The organism is Blautia sp. AF34-10, assembly GCF_003477865.1.
Lineage (GTDB): Bacteria > Bacillota > Clostridia > Lachnospirales > Lachnospiraceae > Fusicatenibacter > Fusicatenibacter saccharivorans.
This window is the reverse complement of the sequence record NZ_QUED01000008.1, coordinates 33,620-56,900: the sequence shown is the minus strand read 5'-3', so window position 1 is coordinate 56,900 and position 23,281 is coordinate 33,620. Positions and strand designations below refer to the sequence as shown.

Sequence of the window (23,281 nt, the reverse complement as noted above, 5' to 3'; positions counted from 1 at the left end):
TTAATTATCTTCCTCTGTCATTGTATAGACATGACGTTTTCTTGCCATCTCATCGCTTGCAAGATACTCGTCGTAGGTGGTCATCTTATCGATCAGCGCGCCGTTCGGAAGGATCTCCATGATACGGTTTGCTGTAGTCTGTACAAACTGATGGTCGTGGCAGGTGAACAGCAGCACGCCCGGGAATTTGATCAGACCGTTGTTCAGTGCAGTGATGGACTCCATATCCAGATGGTTGGTCGGCTCGTCAAGAACGAGAACGTTTGCACCGGAAATCATCATCTTGGAGAGCAGGCAGCGCACTTTCTCTCCTCCGGAAAGGACTCTGACACGTTTCACGCCGTCCTCACCGGCAAAAAGCATTCTTCCGAGGAATCCGCGGACATACGTTACGTCCTTGATCTCGGAATACTGGGTCAGCCAGTCTGCGATCGTCAGGTCGCAGTCGAATTCTGCGGTGTTGTCCTTCGGGAAGTAAGCCTGTGTAGTGGTTACGCCCCATTTGTAGTAACCGGAATCCGGCTCTTCTTCTCCGGTCAGAATCTTGAACAGCATGGTGATCGCCTGCTCGTTGCTTCCGACGAAAGCAACTTTATCTTCTCTTCCGAGGGTGAAGCTTAAGTTATCCAGGATTTTCACGCCGTCTACGGTTTTGGTCAGTCCCTCTACCTGCAGAACGTCGTTTCCGATCTCACGGTTCGGACGGAAATCGATGTAAGGATATTTCCGGCTGGACGGTTTGATATCGTCGAGCTGGATTTTCTCCAGGGCTTTCTTACGGGAAGTAGCCTGTTTACTCTTCGATGCGTTGGCGCTGAATCTAGAGATGAAGTCCTGTAACTCTTTGATCTTCTCCTCTTTCTTCTTGTTCGCCTCTTTCATCTGTTTTACCAGCAGCTGGCTGGACTCAAACCAGAAGTCGTAGTTTCCGGCATAGAGCTGGATTTTTCCGTAATCTATATCTGCGATCTGGGTGCAGACTTTATTCAGGAAGTAACGGTCGTGGGATACGACGATAACGGTATTCTCGAAGTTGATCAGGAACTCCTCAAGCCACTCGATCGCATCGAGGTCCAGGTGGTTGGTCGGCTCGTCGAGAAGAAGGATGTCCGGGTTTCCGAACAGGGCTCTTGCAAGAAGAACTTTGACCTTCTGGCTGCCGGTCAGGTCTGCCATCTGTGCGTAGTGCAGTTCCGGCTCAATGCCAAGGCGTTTAAGAGCTGCTCTGCATCGGTCTCTGCCTCCCAGCCGTTCATCTCTGCAAACTCACCCTCGAGCTCGCTCGCTTTGATACCGTCCTCATCGGTGAGTCTTCTTTTGCGTACAGCGCCTCTTTCTCTTTCATGATCTCATAGAGACGGGCATTTCCCATGATAACGGTGTCGAGTACCGGATAGCTGTCGTATTTGAAGTGGTCCTGCTCGAGGAAGGAAAGACGCTGGCCCGGTGTGATGGTTACGTCTCCGTTTGTCGGTTCAAGCTGGCCGGACAAGATTTTCAGAAAGGTTGATTTTCCCGCTCCGTTGGCACCGATCATGCCGTAGCAGTTTCCCTCGGTGAATTTGATATTGACATCTTCAAACAACGCTTTTTTTCCGACACGAAGTGTCACATTATTTGCTGCAATCATACTTTTTAAAACCTCATTTTCTTATTCTTAATTGTAAACGTGAAGTTACCGCCGGGGTTTCCCGGTCATACGGAGTATAGTCTACCATAGGTTTCCGTTTTCTGGCAAGTAGGGAAAGCCCTTATTCTTCGTCTTTTTCACCGGAAATTGTAAAAAAGCTGTCATCCCGGTCTTTTTTGTCGATCAGTTCATTGTACTGCAGGCATTCATACTGCCGTTCGTACTCGAGATCCTCCTCCGGCGCATCGCTGTCGTTCCAGCGGTACCAGGTTCCGTCACTTGCTAAAAAGCCGAGGTGATTGAGCGCCGGCATCTTCTCGCGCAGATCAAGCAGATACTCGTTGTACGGCGTCAGTTCCAGGCCGGTAAGGCTTAACGCATAGCTTGAGAGATAGTTTGTGCTGATCCAGACATTGCTCTCGGATTTCATGCTGTAGTTGGTCCAGATGAAGAACGGGGTTCCATAGAACTTCTCCTGATCCTCGACCGAAAGATTCTGATAGGCGTCTCCGGCAATCCATGTTTCAAACGCATCCGGCAGTTTCGGGGAATGATCGCCGAACATAATGATCATCGTCGGCTCGTCCACCTGCTGGAAATACCGGATCAGATAGGAAATTGCCTCATCGGAAAGCTTTAACAGGGAGAAATACTGATCGGCCTCATCACTGTCGTAGCCGTTGCAGTTGATATCCGCCTGGAAATAACGGTTCGTGTAGCCGCTGTGGTTCTGCATCGTCACATCAAAGAGGAAGAACGGGCTGCCCGGCTCCTTGTTCTCGTAGGTTTCCACGATCTTCTCATAGTTCGCCTGATCGCTGATCATGCCGCGGTACCGCTTGGCCGTATCGGAGAACTGATCAATCGAGATGAAATCATCAAAATCAAGGAAACGGTATGCCGTGCTCCGCTTCCAGTTTGTCGCCTTGTTCGGATGCATCGCAATTGCCTGATAACCCTGGTCTTTTAACGTCGTGACAAGGGAATACTGGCTGTGCGTAAAGTAGCTGACGTACGGCACCATGCCCGGGAACCGCTTGCAGGAGTTTCCGGTCAGGAACTCATACTCCGTTTTTGCTGTTCCGCCGCCCTTGGTACACGTCAGCGTGTGCCCTTTGATGATATTTTCGGTCAGCGAATCGAGGAACGGCATGTAGCTCTCGCTCGTCTGCGGATCGCCGACGGAACGGTAGTCAAACCACGACTCGTTCATGATCGCGATGATGTTGACGGGTGTCACGCTATCCGCATTATCTTTTCGAAGATCTTCTGTTTTCGTCTCTTTCTCGCTCGTATCGGCAATCGCTGTCACTTCGTCTTTCGAATAGCCGTCCGGCGGTGTCAGGCGCATGTATTTGGCGACCGCGGTAAAACCGACTGTCGTTCCGTACTGGCGGTATGTCTTCGCCGGATTCCAGAGGTCACTGATGACACCGAACTCGGCGTTCCAGTTCAGATTCATATACGCCAGGTATGTTCCGAGCGTCAGCGCAGCAGCAGCCACGCGGAGCAGAATTTTATTCCTCGTTTTCCGTGCAAAACGGTATTCCCGGCTCTGCAGCCAGAGGCGCACAACGAGCATCATCGTGATAAACGAAGTCACGATTTCACCTGTGATCTCGAATTTGTAGCCGCCGACTACGTCCGCCGCCGTCGCAATGCTGTACAGGTCGATGAGCTGGAACGCTTCTCCGCGGAACAGATAAACATAGTAGAATACCAGACTCATGCAGAAATAAAAGATGTTCATGAAAATCATCGCGCGGCGGATGGAGTTCAGAAAGAGGGAAACGAGAATGGAAAGTACGAAAATGACACCGATATTCAACAACGCATAATACCATTTCATCTCCCGGAACTGGCTGTTTGTGACAAATTCCAGTGTGGCAAACAGATAGGCTGCGTTTGCCAGCATCAGAATCGGCTGTTTCCATCCCACATAGCGCGGTTTTGGTTTCTGGTCCGGCTTTGCAGCAAACCGGCAGAAACTGACAACTGTCGTCAGTATGATACACGCCAGCAGGCACGGGAACAGAAAGTGAATACTCCACTCCCGGTCTGCCGCCGTCGTATCCAGCAGCGGGCGCGCCAGAAACAGCAGCACCGCCAGCACGCCGAAATACAAAACAAGAAACGCGCACCGGGCGCGCTCCTTTTGATTCTCTTTTAATCTCTGATAAAACTTCTGCATCGAAACTTTATGCTCCTTTTATAAACAAGAATTATAATCCTTCCGTAAACGGCTCGTCCGCCGGATAGCCGCCGCCTAATTTTTGCATACAGCGCTGGATGGAATCTTTTGAATTTCCCCAGTCCTTATCCTTGTTGCGGTAATCGAATTTGTCAGTAAACCATGTTACCTCTTCCTGCAGCCGCTGGTAATTTTCTTTCATGATTTTGAACAGAGTCGGGTAAAATTCCGCTTTCTGTTTATCATTCAGCTTTTTCTCCGCCGTTTCTACCAGATCCGCAAAATGCGGCAGACAGAAGCCTTTTCCCTCGCGGAACAGTCTTGCAAACTCCTCGTCTTTTTTGTAGAGATCAAAGAACGTATCAAGATAGCGGTTATAGTTTGCCTTGAAGTGATCGCAGACGTAGCACGAATGCGTCTTCTCATCAATCCACTGGCCGATCGCAGTCTCACGGCCCTGTTTGTCGAGGGATGTCTTCTGCATCCGCTTGAACACCGAGGATTTTCCCGGTGCAAACAGATCCATCTGTGCGGCAAGCTCCTGGTTCAGTTTTTTCAGATGGGTGGATAAAATCAGACCGCTTCCGAGACGGTTTCCGTAATCGTACATCATTTTATAGTGGTGGCGGCAGAATCCCATCGCGTCTGTTTCCGCACGCACATCATCCTCCATGTAGGATGCGCCGGAACCAAGCGCAAACGAAATCGCATGCTGCTCTGCTTCCCGCTCCAGATAGCAGAACGGGCACTCATCTTCCGCCTTAAATGCATCCATCAGCGGAATGGTATGGATCGACTCTTTCATATGCAAAAACCTCCGATTTTATTTGTTGGTGCTTTCTACAGCATACACAAAAACCTCTCATTTGTCAAAAGAACTCTTTTTCCTGTTTTTCTATTATTCTGATGGATAATTTCTATATTTTGCACAATTTACATGTGCATTATAAAAATTTAAAGTTGTTTCTTTTTGGTATTTAATCGTTTAAGATAAATATTATATAAGTCTTTGTATCACTCTGTTCAGAAAGGAGCCGCAGCAATGGGAGAACGTCATACGGAGGAGATGCGCCTCCTCGGTCTTACCATCGCTTTTTATCGCAGAGCACGCGGATTAACGCAAAGTGAGCTTGCCGAAGCTGTCCAGATCAGCCGTACACATATGAGCAACATCGAAGCGCCAAACAGTCATACCTCTCTGTCTCTAAACAAGCTGATGGATATTGCGGAAGCACTCGAAATTCCGCTGAAAACATTATTTGATTTCAAACGGTAAGCCCGGAAAGCTTTCCGTTTTTTATAGCAGATTTTTACAGCAACCCCCCGCAGCCGGTGTGCGCCCGGTGCGGGGGGCTTTTTCTCTCTTATTTTCCCGAAAAATCCGGAGTTCCGTCAAGATTATACGGGGTCACCTGGTATACATAGTAGTTCAGCCAGTTCGTGTACAGATTGTTCGCATGTGACCGCCATAAAAGCACTGGTTTTGTATTTGGATCGTCGTTTTTATAATAGTTCTTCGGAATCTCAATCGGGAGTCCTTTGTCTTTATCGCGGTGGTACTCGCCGTCGAGCGTCATACGGTCGTACTCCGGATGACCCATCACAAAAATCTTTCTTCCCTCTTCCGCCATGCCAAGATAGAATCCGGCTTCGTCGGACTCTGCGAGAATCGTGACATCTTTGCAGGCACGGATATCGTCGATCGGTACTTCTGTGTGGCGGGAATGCGGTGCCAGAAATTCGTCATCGAAGCCTCGCACAAGCGGGATCTTGCGGTTGTTGACTTTGTGCCAGAACAGCCCGAATTTCTTCTCCGGAAGCATCCGTTTCTTCAGTCCGTAGAAATGATACAGACTCGCCTGGGCTCCCCAGCAGAGGAACATCGTGGAGGTAACATGTGTGTTCGTCCAGTCCATGATCTTTGTCAGTTCATCCCAGTAGTCAACTTCTTCAAATTCCATCTGCTCGACCGGTGCACCGTGATGATCATACCGTCGTAATAATTTTTCCGCACATCCTCAAATTTCACATAGAACGTGTTCAGATGGCTGGTCGATGTATTTTTCGCCTCGTGGCTTGCCACCATCAGAAAGGTGACATCAACCTGCAGGGAGGTGTTGGAAAGGGAGCGCAGAAGCTGCAGCTCGGTATCTTCTTTGAGCGGCATCAGATTCAGGATCATAATCTTCAGCGGACGGATGTCTGATGAACCGCTCTTGTCTCGTCCATGACGAATATATTTTCGCTTTCGAGTATTTCTTTTACAGGTAAATCTGCCTGAACTTTAACCGGCATATTCTTTTTCCTCGTTTCTATTCTTCTTGATCTGCCGCGCTTTTCTCTGCGCAGACAGGCGGTTTGCTTTTTCCGGCAGGAATTTCTGCCGTCTGCTTCCGATTATAGCAGATTCCGCGCGGGATGGCAAACCGCCTTTGCAGATATTTCGTTATTCTTCTGTCATCTTCAGAAATTCCTCTTCTGAGATCACCGGCACGCCGAGTTCGCGCGCTTTCCGGTTTTTGGAGGAACTGGATGTCGTGTCGTTGTTGATCAGATAGCTCGTCTTTCCCGTTACACTTCCGGTGGCTTTTCCGCCGAGCTCCTCGATTCTTGCCTTTAATGCATTCCGGTTCGGGAAATGTTCCACACTTCCGGTGATGACGAAGGTAAGACCGGCTAATTTCTGTTCTTCCTGGCTTGCCTGCGGCTTCTCAATCGTCAGATACGACAGAAGGCGCTCAAGGCGTTCTTTATTTTCCTCATCCGCAAAGTAATCCACGATGCTTTTTGCAATCACTTCTCCGACACCGTCGATCTGCGCGAAATCCTCCGCCGATGCATTCCGGATCCGGTCGAGATCGAAATCGAAGGCTTTGCAGATCATTCTCGCGTTTGCAAGACCGATATTTAAGATGCCAAGTCCGAAAATCAGACGGGGCAGCGTTGTGTTTTTCGCGCGCTCGATGCTGTCGATCAGATTCTGGTATGATTTTTCACCGAAACCGTCCATCTCCACAATCTCGTCGCGGTAGCGGTCGAGACGGAAAATATCGGCAAACTCACGGATGAAGCCGTGGCCCACGAATTTTTCGAGCGTTGCCTCCGACATGCCGTCGATGTTCATCGCGTCGCGGCTTACAAACAGGGTGAATGCCTCATGAATTTTGCCGGGCACTCCGGATTCGTACAGTAGAGGGTCTCGACATTGTTCATCATCTGAATCCGGGTGGCACCGCCGCAGGCAGGACACGTTTCCGGAATATCGCGCACACCGCTTCTCGTCAGATTCTCTGAGATCTGTGGAATGATCATGTTTGCTTTGTAGACAAGGATTTTATCACCCACACCGAGATCCAGCGAACGCATGATACTGATGTTGTGGACGCTTGCGCGGGAAACCGAAGTTCCTTCCAGCTCGACCGGCTCAAAAACCGCAACCGGATTGATGAGACCGGTTCTCGACGGGCTCCACTCAATTTCAAGCAGAGTGGTCTCCTTCTGTTCATCCGCCCATTTGAAGGCGAAAGCGTTCCGCGGGAATTTCGCGGTTGTGCCGAGTGATTCTCCGTAGGCGATATCGTCATACAACGCGACAAGGCCATCGGACGGGAAATCGTTTGTCTCGATTTTCGTGGAGAAATATTGCATCGCCTCGTCGAGGTTATCTTTGGTGACAACCTTGTATTCCACCACCTCGAAGCCCTGCTCTTTCAGCCACTCCATCTGACGGATTCTGGAATTTTCGAAATCCTGTTCCGGAGCGCTCACAAGCGCAAATGCCATAAAATGAACGTGGCGTTTTGCCGTAATCTCATTGTTCAGCTGGCGCACAGAACCGCTGCAGAGGTTCCTCGGATTCTTGTATTTCGCATCGACATCCTCAATCTCCTCGTTGATCTTCTCAAAATCGGAATAGCGGATGATCGCCTCGCCGCGCAGAACCAGCTCTCCCTGGTACGGGATTTTTAAGGGAATATTTTCAAACACTTTTGCATTGTTCGTGACAACCTCTCCGATCACGCCGTTTCCACGGGTGACGGCCTTTGCGAGGGTACCGCCGCGGTACGTCAGAACGACGGTCAGACCGTCCATCTTCCAGGATAGCAGCGTTTTGTGATCCCCGATGAAGCTGCGGAGCACTTCCACATCTTTCGTTTTATCAAGGGAAAGCATCGGCGACTCGTGCGCTTCTTTCGGCAGTTCGTCCATCGCCTCGTAGCCGACTTTTGTGGTCGGGCTTCCGGCGAGTGTTACGCCTGTTTTTTCCTCTAATACCTGCAGTTCGTCATACAGCGTGTCGTACTCCAGGTTGCTCATGATCTCCCGGTCTTCCTGGTAATAGGCTTTTGCCGCTTCGTTCAGCTTTTTGACCAGTTCCTTCATCCGTTCTGTCTCGTTCATCGCTTTTCCTCCCCGATCTGCTTTTTCAGTTCTGCTAATTCTTTTTCCGTTAAAGGGCGGTACTCCCCTGTTTTCAGGTCTTTCAAGTGAATATTCATGATCCGCACACGTTTCAGCTTTGTGACACGATATCCTAATGCTTCGCACATCCGCCGGATCTGACGGTTCAGCCCTTGCGTCAGAATAATCGTAAAGCTGCGCTCTCCCGTTTTCTGGATCCGGCACGAGCGCGTCACGGTATCGAGAATCGGCACGCCGGATGCCATTTCTTTCAGAAATTCCGGTGTAATCTCTTTGTTTACCTCGACCTGGTATTCTTTTTCGTGGCGGTTTCTGGCACGCATGATACCGTTTACGATCGCACCGTCGTTCGTCATCAGAAGGAGGCCTCGGAATCTTTATCGAGTCTTCCCACCGGGTAAATCCGCACCGGGTAGGACAGATAATCGATGACGTTGTTTTTCTCCCGTTTTTCCGCAGTACAGACGATGCCGCGCGGTTTGTTGAAGGCGAGATAGACTTTTTTCTCCTCCGGGACAACGGTTTTGCCTTTCACGACAACAACGTCGCCAGACTCCACCTGCATGCCGGTTTCCGCGCGTTTTCCGTTTACCGTAATCTCGCCCGCTTCTGTCAGACGGTCCGCCTCCCGCCGCGAGCAGACGCCCGCATCACTTAAGTATTTGTTTAAGCGCATGGTTTTATCCTTCCAAAAAAGCAGTTTCATAAAAACCAGAAACTGCTTTTTTTGTTTTGTATTATTCTATTGTTCCTACTGAATGCTCTCTACATATACTCTCAGGGAAGCATCTGCATCGAGTGCATTCCGATAATCGTTCTGAACCTGTTCGATCAGATTTTTGACTTCTTCGTTTTCGAGCGCCGCTTTCATAGCCTCGGTTACGGCCGCATCGCTGTCGGTATCATCCATGATTTTCAGGCTGCCGTCTTCTGTCGTGTAGAGATAATACTCCGAAAGCATCGGCAGGGTCTGGTTGATTCCCAGATATTTGCATCTGCTGCTGACAAACGCGATGTACGTTCCGTCATTTGGAGCGCTGATCGTGTAGGCCTTTACATCTCCGTATGACTCCACATCGCTTTCTGCCTCAATCTGCGCCTGCTCCTCCGCGGTCAGATTATCTGTTACTGCAAAAAGACCGTTGATATCCCTTGCACCGAGCGCGGTGTAATACTGCTCCAGCACGGTGCTTACTTCCGGGACATTGTCCGCGGCAAAGGAGACAGCCGTATTATCGGTATTCTCTGTATTACTGGTATCGTCTGCCGCTTCCGGCTCACTTGTCGGCTCAGCCTCTGCATCCGGCGCGCTGGCAGTATCGGTACTGGAAGCATCTGCACTGGAATCATTCGCGGAATCCGAAACGTCCGATGAAATGCCTGTGCTGTCCTCAGAATCTGCTTTGCTGTCTGCTTTTACCTGTGTCTTTTTATCCGGCACATTGTTTCCGGTGCTGCTGCTTGTTACGGTTCCGCCGCTCGATTTTCCATCGTTTTTTGGTGATACCAGATGAACGATGAGAAGAACCGCTGCCACAATCAGGAGAATTGCTCCGATCAGAAGCATGTAGCGCAGATTATCGGAAATCCATTCCCGGATTTTATCTTTTGTTGTCATTGGTTTTGCCATATTTTTCCTCCTTCATCAAAACTGATCCGCCGGATCAGTTATTGATATGCTCAGTAAGCAAAAAAACCTCTACTTCACACCGAAGCAGGGGCTTTCCTTGTCCTGCGCCGGTCCTGCCCGCCGCAGTATGCCATGTAGCAAAAACGCGTCTGGAGGGATTCGAACCCCCGACACACGGTACCGGAAACCGTTGCTCTATCCCCTGAGCTACAGACGCTGATGTGATCTGTTTTCTCAACCACACTATGATAGTTTACCACAGACTCCTGCAATTGTAAAGTATTTTTCCCACCCAGCCGCCCATTTTTTTCTTAAATTATTCGCAGACTATTCTGCCACACAGCTTACGTTTCTTCCTCACACAGCGTCAGTTCCCCGCTTTCCCGGTGGTAATAATAAACGTGATCCGACAGAATCTCCTGCGGCTTGACCGTCTTTTCATTCACGTCCCGTACCATGTCGGAAAGACACTCCTCCGGGAACACATCATAATCCGGAATCACCATGCACTCGTGGATACTGCTCGGAATCACATAAAGACTTGCCTCAAAGCGCTGCGAAAGACTCTCCAGCACGCCGGGATAGCACATGCAGATTGCACCCAGCTTTCCTCTGCGGTTGCTGACCAGGTAAAACTGTTCCGCCAGCGGACCAAGCTCGAACCGGGGAAACGTTACTCCGTACTCCTCTTTCAAATACACCATAAGGCTGTCTGTGCGCACCGGCAGATCCCGCAGGGTGTTCTCCCAGGCACGGGCATCCAGCTCCTCCGCCGAAATTCCCCACAGCTCCCGGTGCGTCTCGTGGATCAGAATTGTCGCATCCGGCACGCGGTTTCCCCGCATCTGGTAATAGTACACGACCGCGAGATCGAGAAATTTTCTGTGCGGAACTTCGGAGAGCAGCGTACGGTTTTTCTCCGCATGAATGAGCTCGCAGTAGATCTGCGGCGCAGCATTTTTCCAGTTGGTAAAAAAGGCAGCTTTCTCCGGTCTTCTCGCCTCCGCTTCCACTTTCCGGTACTGCTCCAGTACCTTTTCTGCAATCTGAGAAAGCGGCACGCCCTGCAGACAGCATTCATACAGAAGCTCCACGTAGATCGTCGGTGCAATCCAGTCCTTCTTTCTGCTGATGACAAACGCCTCTTTTTCGATACCGTTCAGCTTCTGCACCGATTCTATCTTCACCTCAAAATCATCGCCGGCTTTTCTTTTCAGCAGCGCGGCAAGCTGCTCTTTGAACATCTGATAGTCCATTTTTTCCCACCTTTCCTGTTTGATTGCCTTTTGTATTTTTGCTTTACGGAACAAAAAAAGCTCCGAAAAACACAACTTAAAAACCTCTGTACAGATCTGTATATGCCAGAGATTCGTTGGTTCGCGGAACTTCGAACGATGAGAAAAACGGGCCCGGACTGCTTCCGACAGCCTTTATCAGCCATTTTTCAGACGAATATTCTATTTATTTAGAAAACCGTGTCCGCCACAAAGAAAGTTGTGACGGACAACGGCGGGAACAGTCTTACTTATACACGGGACAGATATTCACCTGTTCTGGTATCAATTTTGATTTTGTCTCCCTGGTTTACGAACAGCGGAACGCTTACGGTAGCACCAGTCTCAACGGTAGCCGGTTTGGAAGCACCCTGTGCGGTATCTCCCTTGAAGCCTGGCTCAGTCTCGGTGATCTCAAGCTCTACAAACAGAGGCGGTTCGATTGCGAATACATTTCCGTTGTAGGAACATACTTTAACCATTTCGTTTTCTTTTACAAATTTCAGAGCATCTCCGATGGTCTCTTCGTTCAGAGCGATCTGCTCATAGTTTTCTACGTTCATGAAGTAGAATAAATCACCATCGCTGTACAGATACTGCATGTCTACACGCTCGATACGAGCCTGCGGGAATTTCTCAGTCGGACGGAAGGTACGCTCTACCACACCACCGTTGATGACATTTTTTAATTTTGTTCTTACGAATGCAGCTCCTTTACCAGGTTTTACATGCTGAAATTCAAGAATCTGAACGACCTGACCATCGATCTCGAGGGTAACGCCGTTTCTAAAATCTCCTGCTGAAATCATTCTGATTTTTCCTCCTTAACATAGTACGATGCGCCAAATGCGCACCATAGGCTTATCTTATAATATAATATTTTTCCCGATTTTTCAACTGTTTTTTTTCGTAATCCTGCCGCGGGCCAGATCACGCTCATAAAAGAACAGTACAATGTGCTCCAGATACCGTTTCAGAACGATCTGAATTTCCTCTTTCGGATTGATCGGCTCGGTCAGAATATTGTAAAGTCCGGTCCGTTTTGCACCGTACACATCGGTGAAAAGCTGATCCCCGACAAAGACCGCCTGCTCCTCTTTGATCCCCATTCTCCGGCATGCTCCTGGTAGTTTTTCACCGAAGGCTTGTGCGCATTTTCGATATAGATAGAACCGACCGCATCGGCAAACGGAGCCACACGCGGTTTCTGATTGTTGGAAAGCAGACAGGTGGAAAAACCAGTCTCCCGAAGAGACGCAAAGAACGCAGCCGCCTCCTTCGTTGCCGGCGCACCGTGCGGAACAAGCGTATTATCGATATCAAAAATCACGCCCCGGTATCCTTTCCGGTACAGATCCGCGTAATCGATCGTATAGGCACTTTTTTCTCTCCGGTCCGGGTAAAACATCCGCATCAGTATAGTTCCCCGGTTCTTCTGGTTTTTTCCACTCATCTTCTTTCTCCAATCCTCTTTTCGTTTATACAGTAACTTTATTCTTCTTTCAGAAACTCCTGCAGAGCCTCAAAATTTGCTTTCATCTGGTCATAGCCGTGCTGGTAAAATTCCCGCAGCTTCTCCTCGTCCTTTTCGAGACGCGATACCGCCGGTATCTCCGGGCGGATCACAAAGACGGAGCCTTCTTCTTCCCATTTTTCGATGCATTCGAGTACCTGGTTATAATGTTTCGCGCGGTTTACAAGCGCACGCACGAGATTCGGGTATTTGCGGAATGCCGCCACATACAGCTCCCAGCCTCTCGTTCCCTCTTTTTTGCGGTAACCGAAATTCCGTGTCAGAATAATGACATTTTTTCGGTGTCCCGTCTTTAAGGAACGGATAATCGGGATCGAATCGGCAACACCGCCGTCGACGTACTCGTTTCCGTCGATCTCCACCATCGGGCAGGCGATCGGCATGCTCGATGATGCACGGCCAATTGCAAGCAGACGTTCTTTATTTTCGCGGTCATCCAGATATTCCGCGCGTCCCGTCTCACAGTTTGTCACAACCAGCTCACACGTCTGCGGCGATGCAAAATACGTATCAAAATCAAATGGAAAAATCTCATACGGATACCGTTCGAACACCATATCCATGTCGAGCAGTGCTTTTTTCTCAACGATTGTCTTGATATTCTTATTGACGTAGCGGTTTTTCTCATCCGTGACAATCATACAGTCCCTCGTTCTGCCAATCTGGCGCGATACATAGTCCAGCGCATTGCAGGCTCCGGCGGAAACGCCGATCACATGAGGGATATAATACTCCTGCTCCATCAGAAAGTCCAGCGCTCCTGCTGTAAAGACGCCGCGATTGGCCCCTCCTTCCAATATGACTGCTCCGGATTTTGTTATGCTGTAATTTTTTGTCTCATTCATTCTCCTGCACTCTCCTATTTTTCACAATGACACATTACTTCCTGCACAGAGCAATGCCGGAGCAGATCGGAAAATCCCGACACGCTCCGGCCCTTCTGCCTGTTTTATCTGTTTTCCAGCGGAACATAGTCCACTTCATCTTTGACACTCTTGTACGCCGGGCGGATGATCTTGTCGGTGTTGATCAGTTCCTCCATCCGGTGTGCACTCCAGCCGACGATACGCGCGCAGGCGAACATCGGGGTGTAGAGCTCCAGCGGAAGATCCAGCATGCTGTAAACGAAGCCGCTGTAGAAGTCGACGTTTGCGGATACACCTTTGTAAATATGGCGCTCCTCGCCGATGATCTTCGGAGCCAGTTCCTCGACCATAGCGTACAGCCGGTAATCTTTCTCTCTGTGTTTTTCTTTTGCCAGCTGCTCAACGAAGGTCTTGAAGATGCGCGCACGCGGGTCGGAAATGGAGTAAACCGCATGGCCCATACCGTAAATCAGACCTTTCTGGTCGAACGCCTCTTTGTGCAGCAGCTTTCTTAAGTAATTCGATACTTCTTCCTCATCCGTCCAGTCTTTGACGTGTGACTTCATATCGTCGAACATCCGCACAACCTTGATGTTTGCACCGCCGTGCTTCGGTCCCTTTAAGGAGCCGAGCGCCGCTGCAATTGCGGAGTACGTATCGGTTCCGGAAGAAGAAACAACATGTGTTGTAAAGGTTGAGTTGTTACCGCCGCCGTGCTCCATGTGGAGGACGAGGGCAAGATCGAGGATCTTCGCCTCCAGCGGGGTGTATTTCTGATCCGGGCGGAGCATCAGCAGAATGTTTTCTGCGGTGGAAAGCTTCTTCGACGGATTGTGGATATATAAACTTTTTCCCTTGATATAATGGTTGTACGCCTGATAGCCATAGACGGACAGCATCGGGAAAACAGAAATCAGGTTAATGCACTGGCGAAGCACATTCGGAAGGGAGGTATCATCTGCGTGGTTGTCGTACGCGTACAGGGTCAGAACGCTTCGGGACAGAGTGTTCATCATGTCCTTGGTCGGCGCTTTCATAACAACGTCACGCACAAAGTTCTTCGGCAGGGACTGCTGCTGTTTTAAAATCGTCTTAAAATGCTTAAGCTGCTCTTCATTCGGCAGATTTCCAAACAGGAGCAGATAAGCGACTTCTTCAAATCCCATACGGTTTTCACTCAAAAATCCCTGGGTCAGTTTTCCACGTTGATGCCGCGGTAGTACAGACGTCCGTCACACGGTGTTTTGACGCCGTCAATGATATCCGAAGACACAACGTTTGAAATCTGTGTCAGTCCCGCAAGGACGCCAACGCCGTTGACATCGCGCAGTCCGCGTTTTACATCGTATTGCCCATACAGCGAAACATCCATTTTGGAGTTATCCAGACAGATGTTTGTCAGTTCCTCTATTTCCGGTGTTACTTTCATGCTAAAAGCCATATGCATTCCCCTTTCTCTTCTCTTTTTTTACTCACTTTCGCTCATTATAGCATTAAACCAAGGGATTCGTATACTGAAATTTTTATAAACATTCGAAAAATTTTCGTAAGATTTTGTCTCACAAAAGGTATCAGGCTTCTGTTTTACATGCATCGAAGGCTTGATCCAGTGCGTCCAGGAAATCTCCCATCACGTAATACAGCGTCTCAAACCGCAGATAATCGAGGACGTTTTCATCCCACATAAACTTCAGCACCGGCGGGAATTCCTCATCGGACTCCCAGAACTGGAAGACGAGCGGCAGAAACGGAAAGACATGAAAAACAAAAGCAGCGTCTCCCGGGAAATATGGTTTTCCGCCAAGGGAAACGCATGCTTTTTTCAGCTGTTCCACATGCCCGTCATACCGTGCGGCGCGGCTGTCGTGAACGCCGGACGCAATCGTGCGGCCTTTGATCGTTCCCTTTAAGGAATTGGTACGCGCATACGTGCCGGCGAGCACAATCTCCTTCTTTCCGCAGCAGAGCAGGTCGAAAATCGTCAGCGTCTCATTGAAACTGCCCTGATGTACATGAAGAAAATGGTCTTTTGATCCCTCTACAACGCCGGTATGGCGGTTCACTCTCCATTCTTCAAAAAGATACGGCACATAGAAATAATCGCCATCAAACGCAAAGCCATACTTTCCTTCGATCTCCTTCTGATCGTATGTCAGAAAACGTTCCTGCATCTGATCACGCATTTTAATATAGTTCGACACTTCCATTTTTTTGCCTCCCGCTATTTGTCGAGCATCTTTTTCAGCTCGTCCATGAACGTGTTGACGTCCTTGAACTCACGGTAAATCGACGCAAAGCGGACGTACGCCACCTGATCCAGGTCTTTTAAGTAATGCATGACCTTCTCTCCGATCACAGAGCTTGGAATCTCGCGTTCCTCGCCGTTGAAAAGCTCCGTCTCCACCTTGTTGACCATCTCGTTGATCTTCTCGGCGGACACCGGCCGTTTGTGGCAGGCGCGCAGGATACCGGTCTCGATTTTCGAGCGGTCATACTGCTCGCGGTTCATATCTTTTTTGATGACGATCAAAGGGATCGTCTCCACTTTTTCGTATGTCGTAAAGCGTCTGCCGCAGACATCGCACATCCGGCGGCGGCGGATCGCATTGCTGTCTTCAATCGGGCGTGAATCCACAACCCGGGTATTATCCTGATTACAAAATGGACATCTCATATCTTTCGTCCTCGTTTCTAAATAAGTATTTCGGAAAGTTTTCTACTTTTACAGTATACGCATTTTTCCGTGAAATTCAAGTCAACTGCAGCAACATTTTCGCATATGTTTTTCCATAGGAATCAGTAAAAAGGAGCACCGCATGCGCGTTGTAGATCTCCGCCAGAAAGAAGTTATCAATATCTGCACCTGCAAAACGCTCGGCTGTCCGATTGATGTGGAATTCAATCCAAAAACGGGACATCTTACCGGACTCGTTCTTCCGGGTCCTGTGAAATTCTGCGGCTTTTTCTGCCACGGCGAGGATTTTGTGATCCCATGGGACCGCATCTGCCAGATCGGCAACGATATCATTCTCGTCGAAATTCCGGAAAAAGAGAAAAAACAGCCCTGATCAACGGATATGAAAACCGAATTCCGATTCCAGCGGAATCTTCGTCCATTTTGCATCCGTGATTTCGATGTAGCTGGAGGTGCGGATCCTTTTGATCATCTCCGTGATCGTCTCCTCATCACCCTGCACCTCCATCTCCACCGTCTCATCCCAGCAGTTTCTCACCCAGCCTGTCAGTCCGAGCTGGTAGGCAGCATAATACGCCCGGTAACGGAACCCCACGCCCTGCACCTGGCCGTAGAAAATCACATGGTACCGGATTTCTTCTTTTTCGTCTCTTCTGTCTCGTTTCGCTGTCTCGTTCATATTTCTCTGCCTCCCAACAGTCATTGCCTAAAATTCGTCTGCCGTCGCACAGTACAGCGGAAGCGGGAACCAGTCGGATGGAATGTTCTTCCAGATTTCAGATGGAACCTTGCTTCCCTTACTTGCCAGCGGTGAAAGAAGCAGTTCCTGCGCCTGCTCCCGGTTGAGTACATCTGCCCTCGGATGGGCTTCCCGTGTCACGGTCACAGTTCCATCTTTTACCGTCACGGTCACCGGCTGTCCCTCCAGTACGGCAGACCACGTTCCATCGCTGATGCCCATCGTCTCTGCTTTCATGGTCAGCATTGCCTCGATGACGTCTGCAAATTGGAAAATACGGTACATCGCGGAACCGCAGCGCTCTTTTGTGAAGCTTTCGCAGACTTCCGATAACGCTGCTGCTTTTCCGGTCTCATACACCGGAATGGAAATGAAAAGAGAGTCAAGCGCATTTTCTTTTAAATAAGCGGCAAGTACAGGAACGAAATCCTGTTCCTCCAACACTTCTGCTTCCACAACCTGGTTTCCGCCGCAAAGTGCCAGATATCCGATCCGCTCACCGTTTTTCCAGATTGCAATTGCCTGCTCGCCGAACGTTTTCAGGCAGGCTTTCACATCCTCTCTTACCACGTAAAGCGGTTTTTCCTCATTCAGCTTCTTTGCAAAGGCTGCCGCCTCTTCGTCCGCTTCGCCGTTTTCCGGAAACAGCGGCGCAAAGGTGTAAGCGGAGAGTTCCCCGTTTTTCCAGGTATGGCGCACATTTGCCACATCCAGGTAAAACGTGTATTTTTCACTTCCCGGCGTAAAGCCAAAGTAGGCATACCGCTGTCTCTGGCCGTCCAGTGCCAGAAGATCACACGTTCCTTCCAGATCCGTAATCCAGTCGCCAAGAAGACGCTTCATGTGGCCTTCGCCCCTTGCCTTTGGATGCACGGAAACGCTTCCCACATATCCTGCGCGGAGCAGCTTACCCCCTGCTGCCATTTGCTGCGGAAGCACCGCAATCTCGGCCCGGAGTCTGCCGTTTTCCGCAACAGCGACGCGGTGGATCCGTGCCATTTCCGGTCCTGCCTGATAAACCCTTGGAATTAACTGCTCAAAGTCGTGCGGACGGTGTGCCGTGCTGAACACGTAGTTTGCAAGTTCGATGCAGTCCTCCCACTCTTCCGGCTTTGCAAGTCTGTACTCTGTCATAATGTAAAAACCTCCTGATCCTAAAAACCCTTTTGTTTTTGCTCTTCTTTTTCTCTATCCTAACGGATTTTTGTCCTTTTGTCACGAAAATTCCGAACAAATTGCAATATTTTTGCTATATCTGGTAAAAAAAAGAAACGCGCCCGGAAATTTTCATTCCAGGCGCGTTTCCCTTTTCTCAACGTTTCCTGTTTTACTGGATTCCTTTTACGGTGTAATCCTGTGCCTCTACGGCTGTTTTCAGCACATCGTCTGATACCGGAGCTGTCAGTGTTACAACGGCTGTTCCTTTTTCATGGCTTACTTCTGCGGATGCAACACCCTCGATTGCCTCAAGTGTTTTCTTCACTCTTGCCTCGCAGTGGCCGCACATCATGCCCTCGATTGTCATGGTTTTTACCATTCCCTGTTCTGTTGTCATGTTCAGATCCTCCTTTAGAATTTCGTTTTTGATTCTTTTATCTTTTGACGCGTCGTGCATCCGAAACAGATTCAGACGCAGGGCGTTTGTCACAACGCAGAAGCTCGAAAGGCTCATCGCCGCCGCACCGAACATCGGGTTCAGCTTCCAGCCGAACAGCGGGATCCATACGCCCGCAGCCAGCGGAATACCGATGATATTGTAAATGAAGGCCCAGAACAAATTCTCGTGAATGTTCCTGAGGGTCGCACGGCTTAAGCGGATCGCTGCCGGTACATCGGAGAGGCGGCTCTTCATCAGGACAACGTCTGCCGCATCGATCGCGATATCGGTTCCTGCTCCGATGGCAATACCGATATCCGCACTGGTCAGAGCCGGTGCATCGTTGATGCCGTCTCCTACCATCGCTACTTTTCCTTTTTCTTTCAGGCGGCTGATGACCGCTTCTTTTCCATCCGGCAGAACGCCTGCGATGACTTCGTCCACACCTGCCTCAGCGCCGATGGCACGCGCGGTGCGCTCATTGTCTCCGGTCAGCATCACGACACGGATTCCCATATTCTGCAGCTCTTTCACCGCACGCGGGCTGTCCTCTTTGATGACATCCGCAACCGCGATCATACCGAGCATCTTTCCGTCTTCACTGAAGAACAGCGGTGTCTTTCCTTCTTCGGAAAGTTTTGCTGCCTGCTCTTCCATCTGTTTCGAGAGAACCGCTTTTTTCGTAATCAGTGCGCGGTTGCCTCCGCAGAGCTCTTTTCCGTTCCGTTTTGCCACAAGGCCGTTTCCAGGAAGCGCAGAGAAATCACTGACTTCTTCGCGGGCCAGGCCTTTTTCCTCTGCAAGTGCAAGAATCGCACGGGCCAGCGGATGCTCACTTTTCTGCTCCAGTGCAAAGGCACCTTTTAAAAGCTCCTCCTCACTTACACCGTCCGCCGGGACAAGATCGGTTACCTGCGGCTCTCCGCTTGTGATGGTTCCAGTCTTATCGAGTGCAACGATCTGTGTTTTTCCTGTCTCCTCGAGAGAAACTGCGGTTTTGAACATCGTTCCGTGTTTTGCTCCCATTCCGTTTCCGACCATGATCGCAACCGGTGTTGCAAGGCCGAGCGCACACGGGCAGCTGATAACGAGAACGGAAATACCTCTTGCAAGAGCAAAGCCGACGCTCTCTCCTGCAAACAGCCAGATCACAATCGTAGCAAGTGCAATGCAGATAACGGCCGGCACAAAAATACCGGAAACTTTATCGGCCACTTTGGCGATCGGCGCTTTTGTCGCTGCCGCATCGCTGACCATCTGAATGATCTGGGAGAGTGTTGTGTCTTCTCCGACTCTCGTCGCCTCACAGGTCAGGAAACCGGACTGGTTTAAGGTCGCCGCCGATACGCGGTCGCCGGCCTCTTTATCCACCGGAATACTCTCGCCAGTCAGCGCGGATTCGTTGACGGCACTCGTTCCCTCCAGGACAACGCCGTCCACCGGAATATTTTCGCCCGGGCGGACGATGAAATGATCGCCCTTTTTCACCTGATCAATGCCGACTTCCACTTCTTTTCCGTCTCTTAAGAGAACGGCGGTCTTCGGAGCCAGCTTCATCAGACTCTTTAACGCATCGGTCGTTTTTCCTTTGGAAATCGACTCCAGCATTTTTCCGACGGTAATCAGGGTCAGAATCATGGCTGCGGACTCGAAGTAAAATTCATGCATATAGCTCATGACTGCATCCATGTCCCCCTGTACCTGCGCTCCCGTCATGGCAAACAGGGCGTAGACGCTGTATACAAACGATGCGGTAGAACCAAGCGCTACCAGCGTGTCCATGTTCGGTGCTTTATGCCAGAGACTCTTGAAACCGCTGATAAAGAATTTCTGGTTGATGACCATGACCGCAATGGTAAGCAGGAGCTGTACCAGTCCCATTGCGATGTGATTTCCTTCAAAGAATTTCGGCAGCGGCCATCCCCACATCATATGGCCCATGGAGAAATACATGAGCGGAATCAAAAGAAGAACGGAGCTCACCAGACGGCGTTTCATGACCGGTGTTTCCTTGTCTTTCAGCATCTCTTCGTATTCTGCTGTGGAAGCCGACTGTGATGTGCTTCCCTTCTCGCCTTTTTTCGACGCACCGTAGCCTGCATTTTCCACGGCGGCAATAATCTCTGCCGGGGAGGCCGTTCCCTCCACGCCCATGGAATTTGTCAGAAGGCTGACTGCGCAGGATGTGACACCGGGTACCTTTGACACGGCTTTTTCGACACGGCTCTGGCAGGCGGCGCAGCTCATGCCGGTTACATTGTACTGTTCCATCGTATGTCTTCCTTTCTGTAGTTCTGGATTTTCTATTTCATATACCCTAATGGGGTATCTTGTTTTCTTCTACACTATATACCCTGTCCGGGTATTTTGCAAGTGTTTTTTCAAAAAATTTCCACTTCTCTTCTGCCATCCCCCGCACAATCCGGCCGGACCATCCTCAGAAATCCCTTGACAACCCGGCGCATGTATTTTATATTGAAGCAATCATGGATGATTTTTTCTTCTTCATCCTTCGGAGGTTTTTATGATTACATATGATTATTATCGCATTTTTTACTTCGTAGCACAATATCACAGCTTTACAAAAGCCGCGGAAATTCTGAAAAACAACCAGCCCAACATCACACGGTGCATGAACAATCTGGAAAGTGAGCTTGGCTGCAAACTTTTTATCCGTTCCCACCAGGGTGTCACACTGACAGCGGAGGGCGAAAAGGTGTATGAGCGTGTGGCCGTTGCCTACGAACAGCTCCGCACGGTTGAGGAGGAGCTGGCTCTTGAGCGGTCTCTTGAGAGCGGCCTTATCACAATCGGTGCGAGCGAGACGGCACTTCGTCTGATGCTGCTCTCCCGCCTGGAGCACTTCCACACCCGCTATCCGCACGTCCGCCTGCGCATCTCCAACCACTCGACGCCGCAGGCCATCCAGGCGCTCGAAAACGGTCTGGTCGACTTCGCAGTCGTCACAAGCCCGGTGGAAATCCGCAAACCGCTGCACAAGATCCCGATTTTCCCATTCCAGGAAATTCTGATCGGCGGATCGAAATATGCATCCCTTTCCGCAGAGCCGCATCATCTCGGCGAATTGTCAGAATATCCTTTTATCTCGCTTGCCAAAGACACCGGCACGCGGGAGCTGTACGCCGAGTACTTTCTGAATCACAACCTCGCCTTCCACCCCGATATGGAGGCGGCGACGACGGATCAGATTCTTCCTATGGTCGAGTATAACCTCGGCATCGGATTTTATCCGGAGGAGCTGGCACGCGATGCCTTAAAGAGCCGTACCGTCTGTCGGATTCCGCTCATCGAGGAGGCCCCCAAACGTGAAATCTGTCTTATCATCAACCCGCGGCAGCACCAGAACGCGGCGGCAAAAGAGCTGATCGAGGAGCTTCTGGAACGCGTATAAGATTTTATGGACTTTTGTTTGAAACAGAAAAAGACCCTGTCTACCGGCGGACGGAACATTGCTGCTCCATCCTTCCCGTACACAGGGTCTTCTTTTTCGTTTATGCCTGCTGTCCGGCAATCTGCTCTTTTTTATGCGGCATGGCAAAGACCATCGCCGTATAGGAAAGCATTGCGCCTGTGATGTAGAAGAACATCAGAAATCCGCTCCGGTTCAGCACAGCGATGCGGACGATTCCAATCCAGAAACCGACGTTGGACGCCAGGGAGAACACACGCGCAAACATCATGTTTTTCTCCTCACCCTTTGCCAGGCGGACGATCATCAGCAGCATGGCCGCTGAAAAGAATAGTGTCATACAGCACTCCAGAAATACTTCCATTTTTTCAGCCTTCTTTCTTCACTCTCTCTTATTTCTCAGCGGTACTTTTCCAGTGACATCAGAAGGAAGCTCACCAGAAGAAGTCCGCAGGAAATCCAGATTACATGGATTCCATACAGCATGGAGAACACGCCTCCGATTCCGGCGCCGATGGCGAAAGCCAGAATCACGCCGAAATAGTATCCGGCCTGACGGAGCTGTTCTTTTTTCTTATCCCGCATATACATAGACAGCGCTGCGGTTCCGCTTCGCAGGTTTCCGATGCACATGGTGCTTGCATACGAATAACCGCCGACCTTGCGGAAGGTCTGTACCTGAATCGCGCACGCAAACGATACAAGCATCGCCGCGAGCATATTATAAGAAGACGGAATAAATCCGACGATCGCAAGGATCACAATTTCCGCCGCGAGAAGTACCTGCGCCAGTGCAGCCTCTTTGCATACCGGTAATGCTCCTGGAAATTTTCTGCCAGAAATACACCCATCGCAAAAAAGAGGATCGGGAAGAGATACCGAAGACCTGCCGTAAAGTTTCCTTCCAGAAAGTTCTGGCTCATCAGCACAACGTTTCCCGTCTGGGCATTTGAGAATACTTCATCTCTGCAATTGTACGTGTAGGCATCCTGAAAACCGCCGGACAGCGCCAGAAACATACTGTTGATAAATGCTTCCGACATCTGATTTTCCGAGAGCAGGCGTCCTACAAGGCTTGCTTTCTTTTCCATAAATTTTCCCTTTCTTTCAACAGACGGCCCGGCTTTTTGGTGCCTGCCGTTTTGCTTCCCTTATTATAACCGCCCGCTTTTTGAGATGGAAAAACGGATATCGTATTATGCTCATATTTTTTTCATATGACTATATTGATTTAAAATCATTTTAATATGATACACCGTAAAAAAAAGGAGAA

Annotated in this window: 15 protein-coding genes, 1 tRNA gene and 7 pseudogenes; 3 read left to right on the top strand and 20 right to left on the bottom strand. The window is 49.8% G+C overall.

Annotated features, from left to right (window positions below):
- The 3 genes and pseudogenes from DWZ60_RS06795 to DWZ60_RS06785 all read right to left on the bottom strand — a co-directional run bounded on the left by DWZ60_RS06795 (position 1) and on the right by DWZ60_RS06785 (position 4,626).
- A pseudogene (locus DWZ60_RS06795) lies at positions 1–1,630 on the bottom strand (ABC-F family ATP-binding cassette domain-containing protein).
- A 121-nt stretch (positions 1,631–1,751) separates the two neighbouring features.
- Positions 1,752–3,821 (bottom strand): LTA synthase family protein, encoded by a 2,070-nt coding sequence (locus DWZ60_RS06790; RefSeq protein ID WP_118594690.1) that lies wholly within the window; start codon positions 3,819–3,821, stop codon positions 1,752–1,754.
- Positions 3,822–3,852: 31 nt separating this feature from the next.
- Positions 3,853–4,626 (bottom strand): DUF6062 family protein, encoded by a 774-nt coding sequence (locus tag DWZ60_RS06785; protein ID WP_117509116.1) that lies wholly within the window; start codon positions 4,624–4,626, stop codon positions 3,853–3,855.
- Between the two features lie 237 nt (positions 4,627–4,863).
- On the opposite strand from DWZ60_RS06785, the gene DWZ60_RS06780 reads away from it, so the two are divergent.
- A complete protein-coding gene (locus tag DWZ60_RS06780; protein ID WP_022462523.1) occupies positions 4,864–5,097 on the top strand; it encodes a helix-turn-helix domain-containing protein in 234 nt (77 codons plus the stop codon).
- Between the two features lie 88 nt (positions 5,098–5,185).
- Here the strand turns inward: DWZ60_RS06780 and metA are convergent.
- The 12 genes and pseudogenes from metA to nrdR form a co-directional block, all read right to left on the bottom strand.
- A pseudogene (gene metA, locus DWZ60_RS06775) lies at positions 5,186–6,116 on the bottom strand (homoserine O-acetyltransferase MetA).
- Between the two features lie 151 nt (positions 6,117–6,267).
- Positions 6,268–8,222, bottom strand: a pseudogene (ligA, locus tag DWZ60_RS20685) (NAD-dependent DNA ligase LigA).
- Positions 8,219–8,949, bottom strand: a pseudogene (locus DWZ60_RS20680) (pseudouridine synthase). The pseudogenes ligA and DWZ60_RS20680 overlap by 4 nt, the downstream one beginning before the upstream one ends.
- 45 nt (positions 8,950–8,994) lie before the next feature.
- The gene (locus tag DWZ60_RS06760) at positions 8,995–9,873 is read right to left on the bottom strand and encodes a hypothetical protein (protein ID WP_119221424.1); all 879 of its coding nucleotides are present in this window, start codon (positions 9,871–9,873) and stop codon (positions 8,995–8,997) included.
- A gap of 144 nt (positions 9,874–10,017) precedes the next feature.
- Positions 10,018–10,090: transfer RNA gene (locus DWZ60_RS06755), tRNA-Arg, on the bottom strand.
- Between the two features lie 127 nt (positions 10,091–10,217).
- Complete coding sequence (locus DWZ60_RS06750; RefSeq protein WP_147397730.1) at positions 10,218–11,129, bottom strand: DUF5688 family protein; 912 nt, start codon at positions 11,127–11,129, stop codon at positions 10,218–10,220.
- 269 nt (positions 11,130–11,398) lie between these two features.
- Complete coding sequence (efp, locus tag DWZ60_RS06745; protein ID WP_022462517.1) at positions 11,399–11,956, bottom strand: elongation factor P; 558 nt, start codon at positions 11,954–11,956, stop codon at positions 11,399–11,401.
- Positions 11,957–12,040: 84 nt separating this feature from the next.
- Positions 12,041–12,564 (bottom strand): annotated as a pseudogene (locus DWZ60_RS06740) (YqeG family HAD IIIA-type phosphatase).
- 74 nt (positions 12,565–12,638) lie between these two features.
- Positions 12,639–13,526 (bottom strand): patatin-like phospholipase family protein, encoded by an 888-nt coding sequence (locus DWZ60_RS06735; protein ID WP_055218274.1) that lies wholly within the window; start codon positions 13,524–13,526, stop codon positions 12,639–12,641.
- A 104-nt stretch (positions 13,527–13,630) separates the two neighbouring features.
- A pseudogene (locus DWZ60_RS06730) lies at positions 13,631–14,988 on the bottom strand (citrate/2-methylcitrate synthase).
- A gap of 130 nt (positions 14,989–15,118) precedes the next feature.
- On the bottom strand, positions 15,119–15,754 hold the full coding sequence (locus tag DWZ60_RS06725; RefSeq protein WP_117509119.1) for a DUF3786 domain-containing protein: 636 nt from the start codon (positions 15,752–15,754) through the stop codon (positions 15,119–15,121).
- A gap of 14 nt (positions 15,755–15,768) precedes the next feature.
- Positions 15,769–16,221, bottom strand: a complete 453-nt coding sequence (gene nrdR / locus DWZ60_RS06720; protein ID WP_022462512.1) for a transcriptional regulator NrdR — start codon at positions 16,219–16,221, stop codon at positions 15,769–15,771.
- A 142-nt stretch (positions 16,222–16,363) separates the two neighbouring features.
- On the opposite strand from nrdR, the gene DWZ60_RS06715 reads away from it, so the two are divergent.
- A complete protein-coding gene (locus DWZ60_RS06715; protein WP_022462511.1) occupies positions 16,364–16,615 on the top strand; it encodes a YlmC/YmxH family sporulation protein in 252 nt (83 codons plus the stop codon).
- Here the strand turns inward: DWZ60_RS06715 and DWZ60_RS06710 are convergent, their stop codons facing one another.
- From DWZ60_RS06710 to DWZ60_RS06700, 3 genes are all read right to left on the bottom strand, one after another.
- Positions 16,616–16,921 (bottom strand): acylphosphatase, encoded by a 306-nt coding sequence (locus DWZ60_RS06710; protein ID WP_022462510.1) that lies wholly within the window; start codon positions 16,919–16,921, stop codon positions 16,616–16,618. It lies immediately after the preceding gene.
- A 27-nt stretch (positions 16,922–16,948) separates the two neighbouring features.
- Positions 16,949–18,115, bottom strand: coding sequence for a GNAT family N-acetyltransferase (locus DWZ60_RS06705; RefSeq protein ID WP_119221422.1), 1,167 nt, complete (start codon positions 18,113–18,115; stop codon positions 16,949–16,951).
- A gap of 193 nt (positions 18,116–18,308) precedes the next feature.
- Positions 18,309–20,849, bottom strand: a complete 2,541-nt coding sequence (locus DWZ60_RS06700; protein ID WP_119221421.1) for a heavy metal translocating P-type ATPase — start codon at positions 20,847–20,849, stop codon at positions 18,309–18,311.
- Between the two features lie 253 nt (positions 20,850–21,102).
- Here DWZ60_RS06700 and DWZ60_RS06695 point away from each other — a divergent pair, with 253 nt between their 5' ends.
- Positions 21,103–21,990, top strand: coding sequence for a LysR family transcriptional regulator (locus DWZ60_RS06695; RefSeq protein ID WP_117509122.1), 888 nt, complete (start codon positions 21,103–21,105; stop codon positions 21,988–21,990).
- A gap of 100 nt (positions 21,991–22,090) precedes the next feature.
- Here the strand turns inward: DWZ60_RS06695 and DWZ60_RS06690 are convergent, their stop codons facing one another.
- Positions 22,091–22,372, bottom strand: a complete 282-nt coding sequence (locus DWZ60_RS06690) for a hypothetical protein (RefSeq protein ID WP_117760421.1) — start codon at positions 22,370–22,372, stop codon at positions 22,091–22,093.
- 35 nt (positions 22,373–22,407) lie between these two features.
- Positions 22,408–23,027, bottom strand: a pseudogene (locus tag DWZ60_RS06685) (YoaK family protein).
- Positions 23,028–23,281: the final 254 nt, after the last annotated feature.